The 16,345-nt window shown below is 45.6% G+C and carries 14 protein-coding genes and 1 tRNA gene; 8 read left to right on the plus strand and 7 right to left on the minus strand.

Going from position 1 to position 16,345, the window contains the following annotated elements:
- Positions 1-4: 4 nt before the first annotated feature.
- From rsfS to mutL, 7 genes are all read left to right on the plus strand, one after another.
- On the plus strand, positions 5-418 hold the full coding sequence (gene rsfS / locus AB7D94_RS04120; protein ID WP_420264459.1) for a ribosome silencing factor: 414 nt from the start codon (positions 5-7) through the stop codon (positions 416-418).
- Positions 419-422: 4 nt separating this feature from the next.
- On the plus strand, positions 423-1,724 hold the full coding sequence (locus AB7D94_RS04125) for a hypothetical protein (protein WP_420264460.1): 1,302 nt from the start codon (positions 423-425) through the stop codon (positions 1,722-1,724).
- A gap of 62 nt (positions 1,725-1,786) precedes the next feature.
- Entirely contained in the window at positions 1,787-4,327 is a 2,541-nt protein-coding gene (locus tag AB7D94_RS04130) for a PAS domain S-box protein (RefSeq protein ID WP_420264461.1), read from the plus strand.
- Entirely contained in the window at positions 4,314-5,474 is a 1,161-nt protein-coding gene (locus tag AB7D94_RS04135) for a histidine kinase dimerization/phosphoacceptor domain -containing protein (protein WP_420264462.1), read from the plus strand. Before AB7D94_RS04130 ends, AB7D94_RS04135 begins: the two co-directional genes overlap by 14 nt.
- Positions 5,464-6,228, plus strand: coding sequence for an ATP-binding response regulator (locus tag AB7D94_RS04140; RefSeq protein WP_420264463.1), 765 nt, complete (start codon positions 5,464-5,466; stop codon positions 6,226-6,228). The genes AB7D94_RS04135 and AB7D94_RS04140 overlap by 11 nt, the downstream gene beginning before the upstream one ends.
- 134 nt (positions 6,229-6,362) lie before the next feature.
- Positions 6,363-8,282, plus strand: coding sequence for an ASKHA domain-containing protein (locus AB7D94_RS04145; RefSeq protein WP_420264464.1), 1,920 nt, complete (start codon positions 6,363-6,365; stop codon positions 8,280-8,282).
- Complete coding sequence (mutL, locus tag AB7D94_RS04150; protein WP_420264465.1) at positions 8,282-9,985, plus strand: DNA mismatch repair endonuclease MutL; 1,704 nt, start codon at positions 8,282-8,284, stop codon at positions 9,983-9,985. The genes AB7D94_RS04145 and mutL overlap by 1 nt, the downstream gene beginning before the upstream one ends.
- A gap of 118 nt (positions 9,986-10,103) precedes the next feature.
- On the opposite strand, the gene AB7D94_RS04155 is transcribed toward mutL, so the two are convergent.
- The 6 genes from AB7D94_RS04155 to AB7D94_RS04180 are packed head-to-tail and all read right to left on the minus strand — an operon-like array spanning position 10,104 to position 14,931.
- Positions 10,104-10,442 carry a hypothetical protein gene (locus AB7D94_RS04155; protein ID WP_420264466.1) on the minus strand — a complete coding sequence of 113 codons (339 nt, stop codon included), beginning with the start codon at positions 10,440-10,442 and terminating at the stop codon, positions 10,104-10,106.
- A gap of 52 nt (positions 10,443-10,494) precedes the next feature.
- Positions 10,495-10,905: an ATP-binding protein gene (locus AB7D94_RS04160; RefSeq protein ID WP_420264467.1), complete on the minus strand. Its 411-nt coding sequence runs from the start codon at positions 10,903-10,905 to the stop codon at positions 10,495-10,497.
- The gene (locus tag AB7D94_RS04165; protein WP_420264468.1) at positions 10,892-12,082 is read right to left on the minus strand and encodes a PP2C family protein-serine/threonine phosphatase; all 1,191 of its coding nucleotides are present in this window, start codon (positions 12,080-12,082) and stop codon (positions 10,892-10,894) included. Before AB7D94_RS04165 ends, AB7D94_RS04160 begins: the two co-directional genes overlap by 14 nt.
- Positions 12,079-12,609 carry a sensor histidine kinase gene (locus tag AB7D94_RS04170; RefSeq protein WP_420264469.1) on the minus strand — a complete coding sequence of 177 codons (531 nt, stop codon included), beginning with the start codon at positions 12,607-12,609 and terminating at the stop codon, positions 12,079-12,081. The genes AB7D94_RS04165 and AB7D94_RS04170 overlap by 4 nt, the downstream gene beginning before the upstream one ends.
- 22 nt (positions 12,610-12,631) lie before the next feature.
- Positions 12,632-13,837, minus strand: a complete 1,206-nt coding sequence (locus AB7D94_RS04175; protein WP_420264470.1) for a PAS domain S-box protein — start codon at positions 13,835-13,837, stop codon at positions 12,632-12,634.
- Positions 13,838-13,851: 14 nt separating this feature from the next.
- Complete coding sequence (locus AB7D94_RS04180) at positions 13,852-14,931, minus strand: ATP-binding response regulator (protein WP_420264471.1); 1,080 nt, start codon at positions 14,929-14,931, stop codon at positions 13,852-13,854.
- A gap of 395 nt (positions 14,932-15,326) precedes the next feature.
- Between AB7D94_RS04180 and AB7D94_RS04185 the strand changes: the two genes are divergently transcribed.
- Positions 15,327-16,139, plus strand: coding sequence for a helix-turn-helix transcriptional regulator (locus AB7D94_RS04185; RefSeq protein WP_420264472.1), 813 nt, complete (start codon positions 15,327-15,329; stop codon positions 16,137-16,139).
- A gap of 30 nt (positions 16,140-16,169) precedes the next feature.
- Here the strand turns inward: AB7D94_RS04185 and AB7D94_RS04190 are convergent.
- Positions 16,170-16,244 (minus strand) — tRNA-Val (locus tag AB7D94_RS04190).
- Positions 16,245-16,345: the final 101 nt, after the last annotated feature.

The raw sequence follows: 16,345 nt of genomic DNA on the forward strand, positions 1-16,345 counted from the left end.
ACCATTGCAAAATATACCTAAAAAAGTTGAGATAATACTATCAGCACTGAAGGCAAAGATGGCGAGGGATATAATAACGTTGGAGATGATTGAGGTTATGGCGGCAACCGACTATATGGTAATTTGCACTGGGGAAAGTCCACCTCAAATCAGGGCGCTTGCACAAAACGTGGAGATGCGCCTACGGGAATTTGGCAGACGCCCTATGAGCATTCAGGGCCTGAGTAACGCCAAATGGGTGCTTATTGACTATGGGGATGTGCTGGTAAATATATTTGATGATGAGTACAGGAAGTTCTATGAATTGGAGAAACTCTGGCTCGACGCGCCAAGACGCGTGGAATCAGACGACAAACAGATAGAAAGGCCGACTGAAAGACGAACTTTCCACATGGAGAAAGGAAGCGAGGATGTTTAAATTTATGTCATTTATAACGATAGTATTCCTCTTCACGATATTTTACCTTGCCCTATACAACATGAATACCGTGAAGGTTATGATAACAAATGATTTTTACTATGAGTTGCCGCAGATAGCCCTGATAATGATCTCAATCACGGCAGGGTCGGCCTTTATGTTTTTAGTGTTTGTGGTAAGAGATACGAGAAACTATATAAAGACAAAGAAGGAACTGAAAAAGCGTAAGAAGGAAGAGATAGCCGGACAACATTATTCAAATGCGATACACAATTTGATCAGCAAGCGAACAGATGCCGCCATAGAAGACTTTCAGCTTGCCTTGAGAGACAATAGTGAGCATATCCCATCATTGATAAAATTAGGCGATATATATTTTGAGGACAAGGATTACATTACATCGCTGCAATACTACCAAAAGGCAATAAAGCTGGATGACCAAAACATAGAGGCACTGTGTAAGATAGCCGACGTAAAAATGAGGACAAAAAAATACGGCGAGGCAGGGGAAATCTGCGAGAAGATATTAGGCATCGAGCAGGACAACCTGACAGCACTCTACATAAAACGTGAGATGTATGAAAACCAGGCCGCATGGGACGATGTATTAATGACACAAAGACTGATAATTAACACCATCGGGCCAAATACCAAAGAACATGAGGAAGAGAAATGGAAACTACTCGGATATAAGTACGAGTACGGCAGGCAGTGTCTGGAGAATAATATCCTGGATGTGGCAAAAAAGGAATTTAAGGAAATATTAGAGGAACGGGATGACTTTATTCCGGCACACCTGGCAATAGCCGAGGTGATGTTAAAAGAAGAGTCAGCAGAGGACGCCGCGGCATATCTTGAGAAGGCGAGGGAGCTGACAAAGTCGGCCATCATACTTGCAAGGCTGGAGGACCTGCTGATAACAACGGGCGAGCCGTCGAGGTTGCTGAAGATATACAGGTCGGCGCAATCTGAGGACACGGCAAGCGATACGCTGAGGCTGTTTCATGGAAAGCTCTATTACAGGCTTGAAATGCTGGATGAGGCTATGGATACATTAAAAGGCTTTGACTCCGGGGTATTTTATCCTGAGCTACACATGCTAAGGGGCGGCATATATCTTAAAAGAGGAGAGTGCGAGAAGGCGGCAGAAGAGTTTCTGAAGATCCTGGATCTGAAAAAGGCATTATGGGTTCCATACATATGCACCAACTGCAGGGCGCAGTCTGATGAGTGGAGCGGGAGGTGTCCGCAATGCAACCAATGGAACACCTTCACGTTTGACCTTCAGGGGGTATGTAAGATATAAAATGTTTCACGTGAAACATTTGTATCTCCGCGAAAAGACCATAACACCGCAAGGAGGCCGCCGTGTTTAGCGATGAGCTGGACGATAAGATTAAGTCTATAAAGAGCAAGCTGTCTTTTGTTGACAATCTTAGAAAGTCCCTCAAAGACAGGGTCGAGAGCAACATTACCTCACTCTTTGAGACTAATATCGTCTTGCAGGAACGTGTCTATGAACGCACTCTTGAACTCGATAACACCAATAAAAAACTTCAGGAAGAGATAATGGAAAGGAAACAAGTTGAGGAGGCCCTGCGTCAGAGCGAAAACAGGTACAAGCGGCTGGTCGGGGCTATTACCGACTATATGCACACGGTAGAGGTGCAAGACGGGATGGCGGTGGCCACCAGCCACGCCCCCGGCTGCATTGGGGTTACCGGTTATTCGTCAGAGGAGTTTGAGAGGGACAAGTATCTTTGGTACCGGATGATTCATGAGGATGACCGTGATTTTGTCAGATCCACCGCCGGACGTGTCCTAAGCGGCGAGACCGTGCCAGCAATTGAGCACCGCATTTGGCATAAGGATGGCTCTATCCGGTGGATCAGAAATACAATCGTCCCCAGACATGACAAAGATGGGCGGCTCATCGCTTATGACGGCCTTATCTCGGACATTACCGAGCGAAAACTCGCCGACGATGCCCTCAGACAAAGCGAAACCAGATACCGGCGGCTGCTTGACGCCATTACCGACTATATCTACACCGTTGACGTCAGAGACGGCGTGCCTGTCTCAACTACTCATGGGCCAAGCTGCCTCGCTGTTACAGGTTATACGCAGGAAGAGCTTGCCGAGGATTCTTTCCTGTGGTTGAATATGGTTCATCCCGATGACAGAGAAGCCGTTGTCAGGATGGGAAACAAGGTCTTGCATGGCGGGATTTTTCAAGCCCTTGAGCATCGTATAATACACAAAGATGGCCAAATAAAGTGGGTGAGAAGCACCCCTGTCCCAAGATATGAAAGTGATGGGCGTTTAGTTGCCTATGACGGGCTTGTTACCGACATAACCGAACGAAAACTCGCCGAAGAGGAGGTCAGAAAAAACAAGGAAAAACTACAGGACTTCTTCGATAACGCGCACGATATGATCCAGATTGTCAATACCGATGGGAAGTTCCTGTATGTAAACCGCTCATGGCAGGATACACTTGGCTATACGAAAGAAGAGGTCGAGACGATGACGTTGGCCGGAATAATACATCCCGATGACAGAGACAGATGTCTTGGGCTGTTTAACTCTGTCTTAGGCGGGGGTTCAATCAGCAATAACCAAATGACGTTTGTGAAGAAGGATGGCAGCTCCATAGCCGTTATAGGAAGCGTCAACTGCAGTTGCGAAGACGATGGGCCGTCTGTTGCGAGGGGAATTTTCCACGATTTTACAGAGGTTAAAAAGGCCAAAGAGGCCCTTGAGAGGATTAACGACGTGCTTGAACTCAGGGTTAAAGAAAGGACTGGCGAGCTGCTTCACGCCAATACATATCTTGAGACCGTGTTGTCTTCCCTCACTGACGCCCTGTTAGTGGCCGGCCCTGACCATATAATAAAAACCATTAATCAAACGGCCTCTCAGCTCCTCGGATATTCTGAGGGTGAACTTGTCGGTAAAAGTGTATTTGAAATATTTGAAGACAATATTATTGAATACATACGCGAGGCGCAGCGAAACGGCTTCGCAAAGGATGTTCTTATGAACATGAAGACCAAGCAGTCGGTTTCGATACTCGTCCTTGCCAATCTTTCCAGGCTTGGCAGCAAAGGTAACGAGACCATTTTGGCAGCCCACGACATGAGGGAAATGAAAAAATTTGAAGAGGAGACTAAACGTATTCAGGTTAAGATGCTTACATCTTCTAAAATGGCAACTCTAGGAGAGATATCAACCGGCATAGCGCACGAGATAAATCAACCGCTTACATATATAAGTAGTTTCATTCAGGGCCTGTTGTTCGATATTAAAAAGGGACAGTTAAACATAGACGTAGCTATCAACGACGCCGCTATCGCGTATAAACAAGTCGGGCGAATCGTCAATATTATTCAACATCTGCGCACCTTTGGCCGAAGGGACGATATTGAGATGGAGTTGATAAACATAGAAACTGTAATCAATAACACGATGCTTCTCATGAGTGAGAGAATAAGGCTTAGCAATATTACACTCGTAAAGGATATTGACAGGGATATACCGAATTTTTCGGGAAACGCTAACCAGCTTGAGCAGGTGTTTATTAATCTGCTGCAAAATGCCATTGACGCCTTTCCCCTCGGTAAGGATGACGCGGCTATTCGTATCACCGCTCGTTATTCAGTAAAAAAGAAGTCTATTATTCTAAAATTTTATGACAACGGCTCCGGTATTAATAAGGAAATTATAGACAAGATATTTGAGCCATTTTATACCACCAAGGAGGTAGGAAAGGGCACAGGGCTGGGCCTTTCTATCGTTTACGGGATAATAAGTGGACACAACGGCACGGTACACTGTGATTCGAACGTTGGCAAGGGAACCGTGTTTACGATTACCATACCGGTGGGAGGCGCTGTTGGGAAACGATAAGATTCTAATTCTGGACGACGAGCAAATTGTCGTTGACGCCATTACAAAAAATCTAAGCAGGCGTAATTACGAAATATATTCCGGCAAAGACGGTAAAGAAGGTCTTGCATTATACCATGAGGTAAATCCAATTCTGATAATACTTGACCTTAGAATGCCTGTCATGGATGGCGTGGAGTTTCTAAGAAAGATAAACTTGTCGCCGTCTGACTCATGTTCGGTGATTGTCCTCACCGGCCACGGCAGCGACGAGGAAATGGAGAGGTGTTTTGAGCTTGGCATCAGCGCCTTCTTACGCAAGCCGTTTAATATATATGAACTTCTTGGCATTGTTTCGCATTCGATTGCCTTAAAAAAGGTCGAGAAGGAGCTGCGCAGCTATCGCGACCATCTTGAGGAACTCGTCGAAAAGCGCACCATTGAACTGCAAGCCACCAACGATATGCTGCAAAAGGAGATTGTCGAGCGCACTAACGCCGAAGTACTTGCCACACGTTCACTAAGAGATAAAGAGGTTCTCCTTCGTGAAATTCACCACAGGGTAAAAAATAATCTTCAAATAGTATCCAGCCTGCTGGACTTACAGACAAAGTATATCAAAGACCCCGAAACGCTGGACATGTTTAAAGACAGCCAAAACCGTCTTAAAACTATGGCGCTCTTACACGAGAAGCTCTACCAGTCGGACAATATGGCAGAGATTGACTTCGCTAAGTATCTTACTAATCTGCTTGACCACCTGTATCGCTCATATTGCATTGATACATCCTGCATATTGATGACCACAGATATAGACAAGGCAACAATCGGGTTAGATACCGCCGTGCCATGCGGGTTAATCGTCAACGAACTTGTCTCAAATTCCCTTAAGCACGCATTTAAGGGACAGCAGGGCGGCCAGCTTAACGTCCACCTCCACAAGTTGGACGATGGCCGGTTTAAACTCACCGTCAGCGACACGGGTGTGGGCCTACCTGACGGGATTGATTTAAAAAACTCCAAGACCCTTGGGCTGCGGCTCGTAAATGCCCTCGTTATTGAGCAATTAGAAGGTACGCTTGAGTTTGACACTAACAATGGAACCAGCTTTTGGATTGTTTTCAGAGAATTAAAATACACTACAAGAGGTACTAAAGATGGCAGATAAGATTAACGGTTCAACAGCCCGGATTCTTGTCGTAGAGGATGAGAGCATTGTCGCTATGAGCATTAAGGACAAGCTGCTCGAACTCGGGTTTACCGTTACCGGCATAGCCTCAACAGGTGAGGACGCAATAAAAAAGGTAGAGGAGACCCCCCCCGACCTTATCTTAATGGACATCGTCCTCAAGGGGGAACTTGACGGCGTCAGCACAGCCTCAATAATACACAGTCGCTTTGACATTCCAGTCGTTTATTTAACGGCCTTTTCAGACGACGATACGCTGGCCAGGGCAAAGCACACCAAACCCTATGGATATATACTAAAACCATTTGAGGAGCGGGAACTGTATATCAATATCGAATTTGCCTTGTACAGACACAAAACGCATAGGAAACTAAGAGAAAGCGAGCAGTGGCTGATTGCCATTTTAAAACTCATGTCAGCCGCCGTAATAACCACAGACATAGACGGCACAGTGATGTTTATGAATAACGGCGCCGCCGCTATAACCGGCTGGGATGCCGCCGAGGCCATCGGCGAAAACCTCAGCAAGGTCTTTGACGTCGCCCCGTGTAATCCCCTGCGAAAGGCAATAGACGAGGCAATGGCAATCGGCACGGACTGCGTATTAACCACAAAGACCGGCGAGAAACGCAACGTCGGCTTCAGCGCCGTTGCGATTTCAGACGACCAGCACAAGGCCATCGGCGTCGTTATTGTCGTTCACAACGCCGCGGACAAAGAAGTTACATGCTAACAGCCAAAAGATTAACGACGAAGGGGGATAATCCCCCTTCACCCCGTAATCTCGCCCACGTTTTATCTATTGAATTTGGGCTGCCGCCCGTTGGCGGCTTCAGAACTCCGGCTAAAGGCTATGGGGGGTAAACTATGAAATTATCAATTACCGGCGGCAAGTCATTTGAGATAAACGGCAACACAACAATATACGAGACCCTCAAGGCTAACGGGGTGTTTCTTGTCTCACCGTGCGGTGGCAAGGGCACGTGCGGAAAGTGTCAGGTGAAAGTTACAAGCGGCGGGGTATCAGTAAAATCCTATGGGAAGCTCAGTCAGCAGGAGCGCCGTGAGGGGCTTGCGCTGGCCTGCCAGACCAGCACAACCTCCGATTTACATATCGAAATCCCTGAGCACTCCAAACTCGTACTCGGCGGCAAGATAGCCGTAAGTATATTTAAGGATACCGTCGCGTATCTGCAGTCATACGGCGTCAGCATTGACCCGCTTGCAAAGCGCGTCTCTCTGGCCCTTCCCCCCCCAAGCATTCAGGACAACATCGGAGACCTCCAACGCCTCTGCCGCTCACTTGAGGAGATGGGAATAACCAATATGAGGTTTGCCCACAAATTTGTATCCACCCTCATGGAGACGCTTAGAGAAGGTGGGTTTAACACTATAGTATCATATTCAAAGCAGAACGATACCGTCTGCGACGCTATCTCTGCCTATCCCCCGGCACATCCTAACGGCCGCTTCGGCCTTGCAATTGATATTGGCACCACCACAGTGGTTGTCTATATGGTTGATATTGCCAACGGTGCCGTCATAGACATTGGCTCAACCTACAACTCCCAGACCAAATACGGCGACGATGTCATCACGAGGATAGTCCACGCCACCGAAGGCGGCGGCCTCGCAGACCTCCGCAATACCGTAGTCGGCGATATAAACACAATCATAGATTTCCAATGCGGCAAACACAATATTGAAAGCCGCCACGTTGAAGCAGCAGTTATATCGGGAAACACCACCATGTCTCACATATTCTGGGGCCTCAACCCCGCATCAATAAGAGAAGACCCCTACATACCAACGGTTAATTACTATCCAATATGGAGGGGGGAGAAGGCAAGCCTCAACATCAATCCCCTTGCCGCTGTCTATACTGCCCCCTCGGTAGCTAGTTATGTGGGCGGCGACATTGTAACGGGAATCCTTGCCTCAAAGATGCACCGCAGCCCCGGCATATCGCTCTTTATGGACATTGGGACAAATGCTGAGGTAGCCATTGGAAATGACGAATGGATTATGACAGCGGCGTGTTCGGCGGGGCCGTGCTTTGAAGGCGGCGGGATAAAGTTTGGGATGAGGGCAACTCAGGGGGCAATAGAATCAATAAAAATTGACCCGGCAACTCTGACGCCGTCTGTCAGCGTAATCGGCGGGGGAACTCCCACGGGGATTTGCGGCTCCGGTATGATTGACGCCATCGTGGAGCTATACAAAACCGGTATAATAAATCAAAAGGGTGTGTTTAACCCCGCAAAGTCGCCCCTCGTCAGAGAAGGTGAGGACGGGCTTGAGTTTTTAATATACAGGGACAGCACCCCGCAAGGGGCGAATGCCCCGCAACGGGACATTGTGCTAACACGGGACATTGTGCTGACAATGGTGGATATGGAAAACCTCATCAGGGCAAAGGCGGCGATATTTGCGGGTGTTTCACTGTTGCTTCGCGAGGCGGGGCTTACTTTGGATGTGCTGGAGAAGGTTTACGTTGCCGGTGGATTTGGCAACTCCCTGAACGTAGAAAAGGCCGTGATGCTTGGGATGATTCCTGACCTGCCGCCCGACAAATACATATTCCTTGGAAACACATCCATCATTGGGGCATACCTTACCCTGATGTCTGACACGCTAAGAAAAGACCTTGAGTCAATCGCGTCGAAGATGACCTACATAGAGCTTTCGGTAGTTGGCGGCTATATGGACGAATACATGTCGGCCATGTTTATCCCGCACACTGACCTCTCGAAATTTCCATCGGTTGCGGCGGCGCTGGGGCTGTAATGTCGGCAATGCCGATTATCAATCTTCTTGACACCACACTCATTGATAAGATAGCCGCCGGTGAGGTGATTGAACGACCGGCCTCTGTTGTGAAGGAGCTTGTGGAAAACTCCCTTGACGCGGGAAGCACCTCAATCAAAATAGACATCCTAAACGGCGGCAAGCACCTGATACGCATAGCGGACGACGGTACAGGCATGGTACCCGAGGACGCCCTTAACTCCATAAAAAGACACGCCACAAGCAAAATCAGACAAGAAAGCGACCTATCGCACCTCGCAACTCTCGGCTTTCGGGGGGAGGCGTTGTCGTCTATCGCCTCTGTATCGAGGATGACGATAACCACCGCCCACGCTGGAACTACCCCCGGCACAACGATAGAAATCCACGGCGGCGCGGTCAAGAGTGTGCGCGAATGTGCCGCTATTGGGACAACGATTGAGGCAAGGGAGCTGTTTTACAACACCCCGGCCAGAAAGAAATTCCTAAAAAGTACGCAGAGCGAGCTGTCCTACATAATAGAAACAATTACCAATGCCGCGCTGTCATATGTTAACGTAAAATTTGTCGTCAACGTTGATGAGCGGGAGACTATGAACCTACCCAATGCGGCAACTCTGGACGAGAGAATCCAGCAAATCTACGGCGCAGCGTTTTTAGACGGCCTCATGGAGTTTAAAAAAGAGTCACATGAACCTTCAATGCTCTCAATACATGGATTTACATCTAAGGAGGGGTTTTACAGGCGATCAAGGAGCCACCAGTACATGTTCATTAATCAAAGGCCGGTGAAGGACAATGTCTTGAGATACGCGGTGTATCAGGCGTATAAGACGCTGCTCAAAGACGGGATGCACCCAATTTTTTTCTTATATGTTGGTATAGACCCCGCTGCGGTTGATTTCAATGTCCACCCGACAAAAAAGGAGGTCAGATTTACTGATCGTGACGCCATATATCGCGCGACGATATCAGGAATTGGCAAAGTATTAGCTAAGACTGCACAGCCGGAGGGTGTGCCAGACACTACCATGCCTGCGGAGCCAATGGCACCGCGCCCGCAAAATATGGATGTGGTATTCGATATGACCGCGGTATTTTCTGAAAATACTGCCCCCCTTGTCCCCCTTCCCCTCATACACTCGCGGGATTTTATATATCTTGGGGATGTATATGCGGCCTATGCTCATGGGGATGGCCTTTGTGTTATTGACCATCATGCCGCACATGAGAGGGTCTTATATGAGAGATTTAGGGGCGCGCGGTCGCCCATGGCGGGCAGATTGCTCTTTCCTTATAATGTGACGTTGCCAGCGCGGGAGTACGCGCTGCTTTGTGGCAACCTTGGGCTACTTAATGAGATGGGGATAGAGATTGAGGACTTTGGGAAGGATGTGTTTGTTATAAGGGCGTTGCCGGTTGAGTTGTTGGGTGCGGATATGACTGCGATTCTATCTGACATTGCCGAGGGTCTGGTTGATATAACAACCACCCCGCCGGTTGACATTGTCAAAGACACCATTGCCAAACGCATAGCCTGTCACAGTTCGGTGAGGGGGAAGGCGGTGTTATCGGACAGGGAGTTATCGCAGTTAATTGATGACCTTATAGCGGCTGACGACCCGGAGCACTGCCCGCACGGCAGGCCGACGCAGATACTTTTATCACTTGAGCAACTAAGAAAAATGTTCAAAAGAACATAATAAGCACTCACGCCGCCAACGGCGGCAGCCGGAATTTAAAGGATAAAACGTGGCGAAATTTACGGGGTGAAGGGGAGGTTACCTCCCCTTCGTCGTTAATCCGTTGTGTGTTAAATCCTTAATCTATCACCTCGACTTCTGTAGTATGAAACATTGGAAATACCTTAACTTTATCATGCGTGCAAAACCCGAAGCGCTCAATGCTCAGTTTGATACTGCTTTGCACGGACACCAGCTCTATTGATTCGATAAATGGCGAACGCAGAGCTGAGGCCATTGTCCCCCAGAATGATGATGGGGCCATAGTGATACCGTTAAAGTCAATCACCAGGGTCGTCTTACGGTTGGCATCGCTAAGTTTTTGAATAGCGTCCTGAAGTTTTGCGTTGGCCTCATAAAACTCAGTCGGCGTTTTCTCTCCCTCAAAAATAACAAACGTCTTATTTATTATCCTCATCTCATTTTCTCCTCATAAGCTTGATAAACCTTTAAAATAAAGGTTAGGGAACTTATTTCATCCTTCCATACCTTCCATAATCACTCCTCCTTGGGATAGTTATAGTTATCTGATTGCCCGCCTTGTTAAATACGGGATCATAGCCCATGTCCTGTAATGTCAAAAGCCCGCGTCCACGCATTTCAGTAACTGGTGGAAGTTTAGGGATTATCTTGTCGAATCCCTTGCCCTCATCCTTGACAGATATAACCAGCGCCTCAGACGATAATTCCCATGAAATAGTTATCTCCTTTTCGGGTAATTCCTCATTACCATGCACCCGCGCGTTTTCAAGCATCTCAATAACCGCGATTTCAGCCTCGGGCTGCTGCTTTCCTGGTAGCTCGGCGATAATAGGCAGCAGATAGTTTCTCATAAATGTCCCAACTGAAACTGTGTCACTGTATATACTAACTGTCGGCATTTTTTTCCTCCTTTATGCCGTTAATGTTGTTTCTGTTAAGAAACTCATCTAAATCATGTTCTCTCTCAATAATAATCAGCGTAATGTCATCATCGAATTCACAGTTTGCAAATCTTTGTAACTCCGAGATAAGGGAGTTTTTCATATCTCTGACAGATAAAGAGCTATTTTTCTGAAGATGGGTAATTATCCTTTCCGCACCAAAAGGCTCACCCTGTACATTCGTACTTTCAGGCAGACCATCTGAATATATTATAAGACGATCTCCTTTTATGAAATCATGCTCTATCTCATCAAAGTCGAGCTCAGATGACATGCCTAACGGCAACCCTGATAACTTAAGCTCAGTAACCTCTGTCCCCCGCAATAATAAAGGGGCCGGCTGCCCGGCGTTTGAAAGTACAAGTTTATTCTGATCAAAGACAAGATACATCGCCGCCACAAAACTATGCTCAGGAGATAACAGTCCGTAAATATCAGTATTTACACTCATTAGACACTCACTTGGATGCCGGTTTGGCGCGGGGCAGTTATCAACTATAGATAGAACTTGTATTGACATAAGGGCGGCTAAGACGCCATGCCCGCATGTATCCGCCACAAATAGTCCTGCCTTTCCCTTGGGCATCCTTTTGTAAAACCAGAAATCTCCTGATACATCCGTAGCCGGTTTATTGAAAAATGCCGCATTTAGTTTGGCGTTTTTAAGAATACTTCCAGTGTGCTCACTATTGGTCAAATACTTCCTTTGAAATCTGGCGGCTTCGCGCAAGTCAACTGCCCGTTCCTTTTCTAAGAGATGTTTTCTTGCCAGATTTCGTACTCTGGCGATAAGTTCGGGTAATTGGTACGGTTTCCTGATATAGTCATCCGCGCCGGCCAAAAGGGTTTTAGAGATTTCAGTGGCCATAGAGTCGGTTTTAGCGGTCAGCATAATTACAGGTATATCTCTGGTTTCTAACGTATCTTTAAGTTTCTCTAAAGTCTGATAACCATCTAACACGGGCATCATGATATCCAGTAAGATTAGATCGGGCAGCTCTGTCATTGCCGCGTCAAAACCCTCTTGCCCATCGTTGGCCTCAATCACTGTAACGCCTAGTTGGCTGAGGTTGGCTTTGCAAATAATCCTGTTATTCTCATCGTCATCTATGACCAGCACTTTAGCTTTGTTCATTTTTCCCTCCATTGTTGCACTGTGAAATAAAATGTACTCCCAACCCCTAACTCACTTTTTACCCAGATTCGTCCACCCATCATCTCAACAAGCAGTTTGGAAACTGCAAGCCCTAAACCAGTCCCGGCAATAGTCTTCCTGAACTTATCGCCGCGCCAATACATCTCAAAGATATGTTTGAGCGTTTCCTCATCCATACCGGGGCCTGAATCCTCAACACTCACTAAAACCATAGCCTCCTCTACGACCATCCGTATAATCACCCTCCCTTTCGCATCGACATATTTAACCGCATTGCCTATCAGATTAAACAAGATTTGCGTTAATTGCTTCAGGCCGACATGGATTGAAGGAAAGTCCGGTGGAATCAGAATCTGAAACTCCAACTCCTTTGCGTTAATTTTATCCGCGAGGTTTGACATAACAACATCCAATGTCTGCCGTACATCTGTAGCCTCATACAGAATATCTACCTTTCCAGCTTCAATTCTGGTAATTTCAAGCAACCCCTCAATCAAGGTATTCATATAATAGGCCGAACGATAAATTCTATTGAGATTGTCCGTCAGCATATCCTATAGTCAGCCACCCATTGTCGGAAGCGTTTATTAAAGTTTGCGCTAACCCTGAAATTCCATTTAACGGCGTTCGTAGTTCATGCGAGACCATAGAAAGGACTTCATTTTTTGCACGAGACGCTTCCTGGGCAATTGCAAGCTGCTGCAATTTCTCGTCATCTTCGATTCGCTTCGTAACATCTATAATGAAGCCGACAATCGCTGGCACATTTTTAATGGTCGTACGCGAACCATGAATCTCAATGTGCACAATTTCATCGTCTTTTTTAACGCCGCGAACACAATAATTTATGGAATATACCTCATGGTCCAGCCGTTTGCGAATATTTTCTGAAACCGTTGCGCCATCATCGGCATACACTAAATCAATAGGCGATATCCCTATAAGATCTTCTGCGTTGTCATATCCAAAAATCTCGGCAAACCTCGGATTTACGTAAATAAGCTTCTTGTGCTGTACGATATATATTCCCGCGAAGGATTGTTCCACTAAGCCTCTAAACTTATTCTCAGATTCCTGAATACTAAGCAGCATTGGATTAGTAATCTTCAAAAACGCAAACACTCCGGCTAAAATTACAGCTATAGCTACAAAGAAAGCGACTATTCCCACCCGAATAAAAGGCGCGCGAATCTCCTGCATGTCTATCTTTGCAACAATCCCAGTATGCCGGTCAAGGAAATTCAGCGGCGCGAAAACGCTTAACACTTTTTTCCCACGATAATCTAATCCAATAATAGTGCCTGCCTGCCCTTTAAGGGCAAGACGCATCGGCCCAGCCAACCCAGAATTAAAAGGCACAGATTTTACCTTGCTATGCCGCAACGGAAGCAGGAATATAATATCATTGCCCTCACGGCGTCCCCATACAAATTCAACGGGCATGGTAAAGCCGTGGTAGCTTCTTTCATTAATCTTTTGAATCTCTCCAATAACCTTTTCTTCGATTGTCGGTAGTGATTTAGAATCCTGCCTTTGACATTTGCCCGACCCCTGGTGCTCTGTTTCTAACTCAATCATTCGAATACGAAGCTCAGCCGATGCCCTTAACCTAAGAGTCTGCTGCTTAACTGCGGTTTGATAAAGCAGCATTTCAGTAGTCGCCAATACTATTAAGACCACAGCCGCAAAGATTGCTATTAAATAAATTACTCTTCTTTTCCCAATATCTTTCATCAGCTACCTCCTTGTTACAGACTTATCGAAAAAACGCTTCCTTTTCCAAGCTCGCTTATAACATCAAGCTCGCCACCCATCACGTCAACAAGCCGTTTGGCTATATAAAGCCCCATTCCCATCCCCTGCCTTTCTCCCGTCTTATGGTCAACTTTTCCAAACCGCTCAAAAATCCCGCCTAAATCTTCCCCCGCAATTCCAATCCCCGTATCAGAGATAGAAATCACCACGCGACCACCCACCTCCACTACAGAACATGTTATATATCCCCCTGATTCAGTAAACTTAATCGCATTTTCAATCAGGTTGCCTATAACCGTGCGCAGCTTCTTATAATCCGCATTGACTGAAAGAGCCGTTACGTTTCTTTTGAAGTACACTCCCTTGCTCTTCAGCCGTTTTTCAAAACCGCCGCACAGTTCCTGAATCAAATCGGATAGGCTGAATGTGGAAAGGTCAAGTTTATCATCAATTGTGGCGGCAACCATAATTTTATCTACTACGGTGTTTAACCTCTCTGCCGCTTCTATTATCTTTTGAGAAAGAACCGTCGGCTGCTCACTCCCCGTTGATAGCATCTGCGAAAACCCCATCAAGTGATTCAGCGGCGTGCGAAGTTCATGGCTCATTGACGCAATCATCATAGATTTAAACGAGTCTGAGTCACTCTTGCAGCAGGCAGCGATGAGGTCTTCCCGTAATCTTCTTTCACTGGCAATATCCCACAAGATTTTCCTTAGACGAAAATCAAGTATCTCCATATCATAAATCGGTTTCTCAATAAAATCCTGCCCACCCTTCAACATAAAGACGCGAACCAGTTCAATAGAACCGTGCCCAGAGCACATCACCACCGGCAAGTCAGGCCAACGACGCTTAATTTTTAAAAAAGTGCTCAAGCCGTCGCTTCCCGGCATTTCCTGATCAAGTAAGACAAGCTGGGGATTAACCCGCCCAATCAGACCTATGGCCTCATCGCCACTTGAGGCCGTTGTTACCCTATATCCTAAGTTCGGCATGTGTAATTCAAAAAGACTTCTAATATCCTGGTCATCATCAACCACCAGAAGGGCTATTTCATTCGATTTGTTCATGTTCCCCCCTAACTCATATTTTTCAACCGAAGCCTATTATGCCTGATGGCATTTACATATCAGTTACATATCAGTTACAAAATGAATGTTTTCTCTCTGTTCATATAATTTTAATTAAATATCATAAACTAAATTAATGCTATCATTAATAATCATATCTTATATGATATAGTGTTACTTTTAAGTAACAACAATATATATAACTTAATGATATTATTAACTAATTATATATCTATCATGTTGCGTAGACACTAGGGCAGTTACTCTATATTATCTGACTATATTATTGGATATATATAATTATGTCAATCACCCCTTTAGGTGATTGACATAATTAGTATCCTATACAGTATAATGAATGTACCGATGATTGATGTACACTGACGGAGATTCACATGCTACCAGATTATGAAAGATTAATAAAGGACGATTACATTGGATCACACCTAAGCAGCGATGACTTGTTGGGGCTGGTTGAAATCATTCACCAGCTCAGTTTGTGTGGGCGCAATGATTGCCAATGCTGCAAGGACAACGTATTTTATTGCATTGTCGGTAAACTAAGAAGTTTAGTCCCTTTTGAATATATCTTTTTTTCACTCCTGAGATACAAAATTGACTATAAAATAAAACACCCTGATAATATCATTGTGTTAAGTCCCGGGAAGTTTGGTTTTCCCGAAGAGTATACCTCCGCATTCAAAAAGCAAGAACATTATTGTAACGAACCGTTAATAAAGAAATTGCTCGAAAAAAATGATTGTTACTATTGTGGAGATATATACAACGAAAACCCTCCGCTAAAAGGGCTTGCTGAGTTAATCAATAAATATAATATAATGAATGGTTATATAACAGGACAAAAAGATATCGCATCTAATGTTCTGTATTATTACCTGGTCGCAGGTAATTCATTGAAGAATGACGAGAGAAGCTATATAATATTATCTGATATATTAATTTTTATCAAACACATTTTGAGCAGACTGTTTAATTTTACAAAGTTGAGGCTCTCTAATGTCACACCGAGAGAGATAGAGGTCGTTCAATGTATGGCGGATGGTGCAACGAATGAAGAAATATCTTCTGTCTTACATATAAGCGTGAACACCGTGAAGAGCCACATCGCCAGCATATCAGGTAAATTAGGCACCAAAAACAGGACACAGACCGTGGCATTGTGTTTCGCGCATGGGATATTAAAGTGATTAGGGTGAAGGAGCTTAAACAATAAATAATGGTGGGCGATACAGGACTTGAACCTGTGACTTCTGCCGTGTGAAGGCAGCGCTCTACCGCTGAGCTAATCGCCCTACGAATAAACATAACAATTTTTACCGGCTATTGTCAAGAAGCGTCTTAAGCCCAAGCTCCGATATAGAAATTTGCACCTATTGATAAAAGGGTTTTTGAA

The organism is Candidatus Magnetominusculus dajiuhuensis (assembly GCF_046044395.1).
In the GTDB taxonomy this organism is placed as follows: domain Bacteria; phylum Nitrospirota; class Thermodesulfovibrionia; order Thermodesulfovibrionales; family Magnetobacteriaceae; genus Magnetominusculus; species Magnetominusculus dajiuhuensis.

Bases quoted from the DNA above. Each gene is read 5' to 3' on its own strand.
- AB7D94_RS04125 (WP_420264460.1), top strand. From the start codon at position 423: ATGTCATTTATAACGATAGTATTCCTCTTCACGATATTTTACCTTGCC.
- AB7D94_RS04140 (WP_420264463.1), top strand. From the start codon at position 5,464: ATGGCAGATAAGATTAACGGTTCAACAGCCCGGATTCTTGTCGTAGAG.
- AB7D94_RS04145 (WP_420264464.1), top strand. From the start codon at position 6,363: ATGAAATTATCAATTACCGGCGGCAAGTCATTTGAGATAAACGGCAAC.
- mutL (WP_420264465.1), top strand. From the start codon at position 8,282: ATGTCGGCAATGCCGATTATCAATCTTCTTGACACCACACTCATTGAT.
- AB7D94_RS04155 (WP_420264466.1), bottom strand. From the start codon at position 10,442: ATGAGGATAATAAATAAGACGTTTGTTATTTTTGAGGGAGAGAAAACG.
- AB7D94_RS04160 (WP_420264467.1), bottom strand. From the start codon at position 10,905: ATGCCGACAGTTAGTATATACAGTGACACAGTTTCAGTTGGGACATTT.
- AB7D94_RS04165 (WP_420264468.1), bottom strand. From the start codon at position 12,082: ATGAACAAAGCTAAAGTGCTGGTCATAGATGACGATGAGAATAACAGG.
- AB7D94_RS04170 (WP_420264469.1), bottom strand. From the start codon at position 12,609: ATGAATACCTTGATTGAGGGGTTGCTTGAAATTACCAGAATTGAAGCT.
- AB7D94_RS04175 (WP_420264470.1), bottom strand. From the start codon at position 13,837: ATGAAAGATATTGGGAAAAGAAGAGTAATTTATTTAATAGCAATCTTT.
- AB7D94_RS04180 (WP_420264471.1), bottom strand. From the start codon at position 14,931: ATGAACAAATCGAATGAAATAGCCCTTCTGGTGGTTGATGATGACCAG.
- AB7D94_RS04185 (WP_420264472.1), top strand. From the start codon at position 15,327: ATGCTACCAGATTATGAAAGATTAATAAAGGACGATTACATTGGATCA.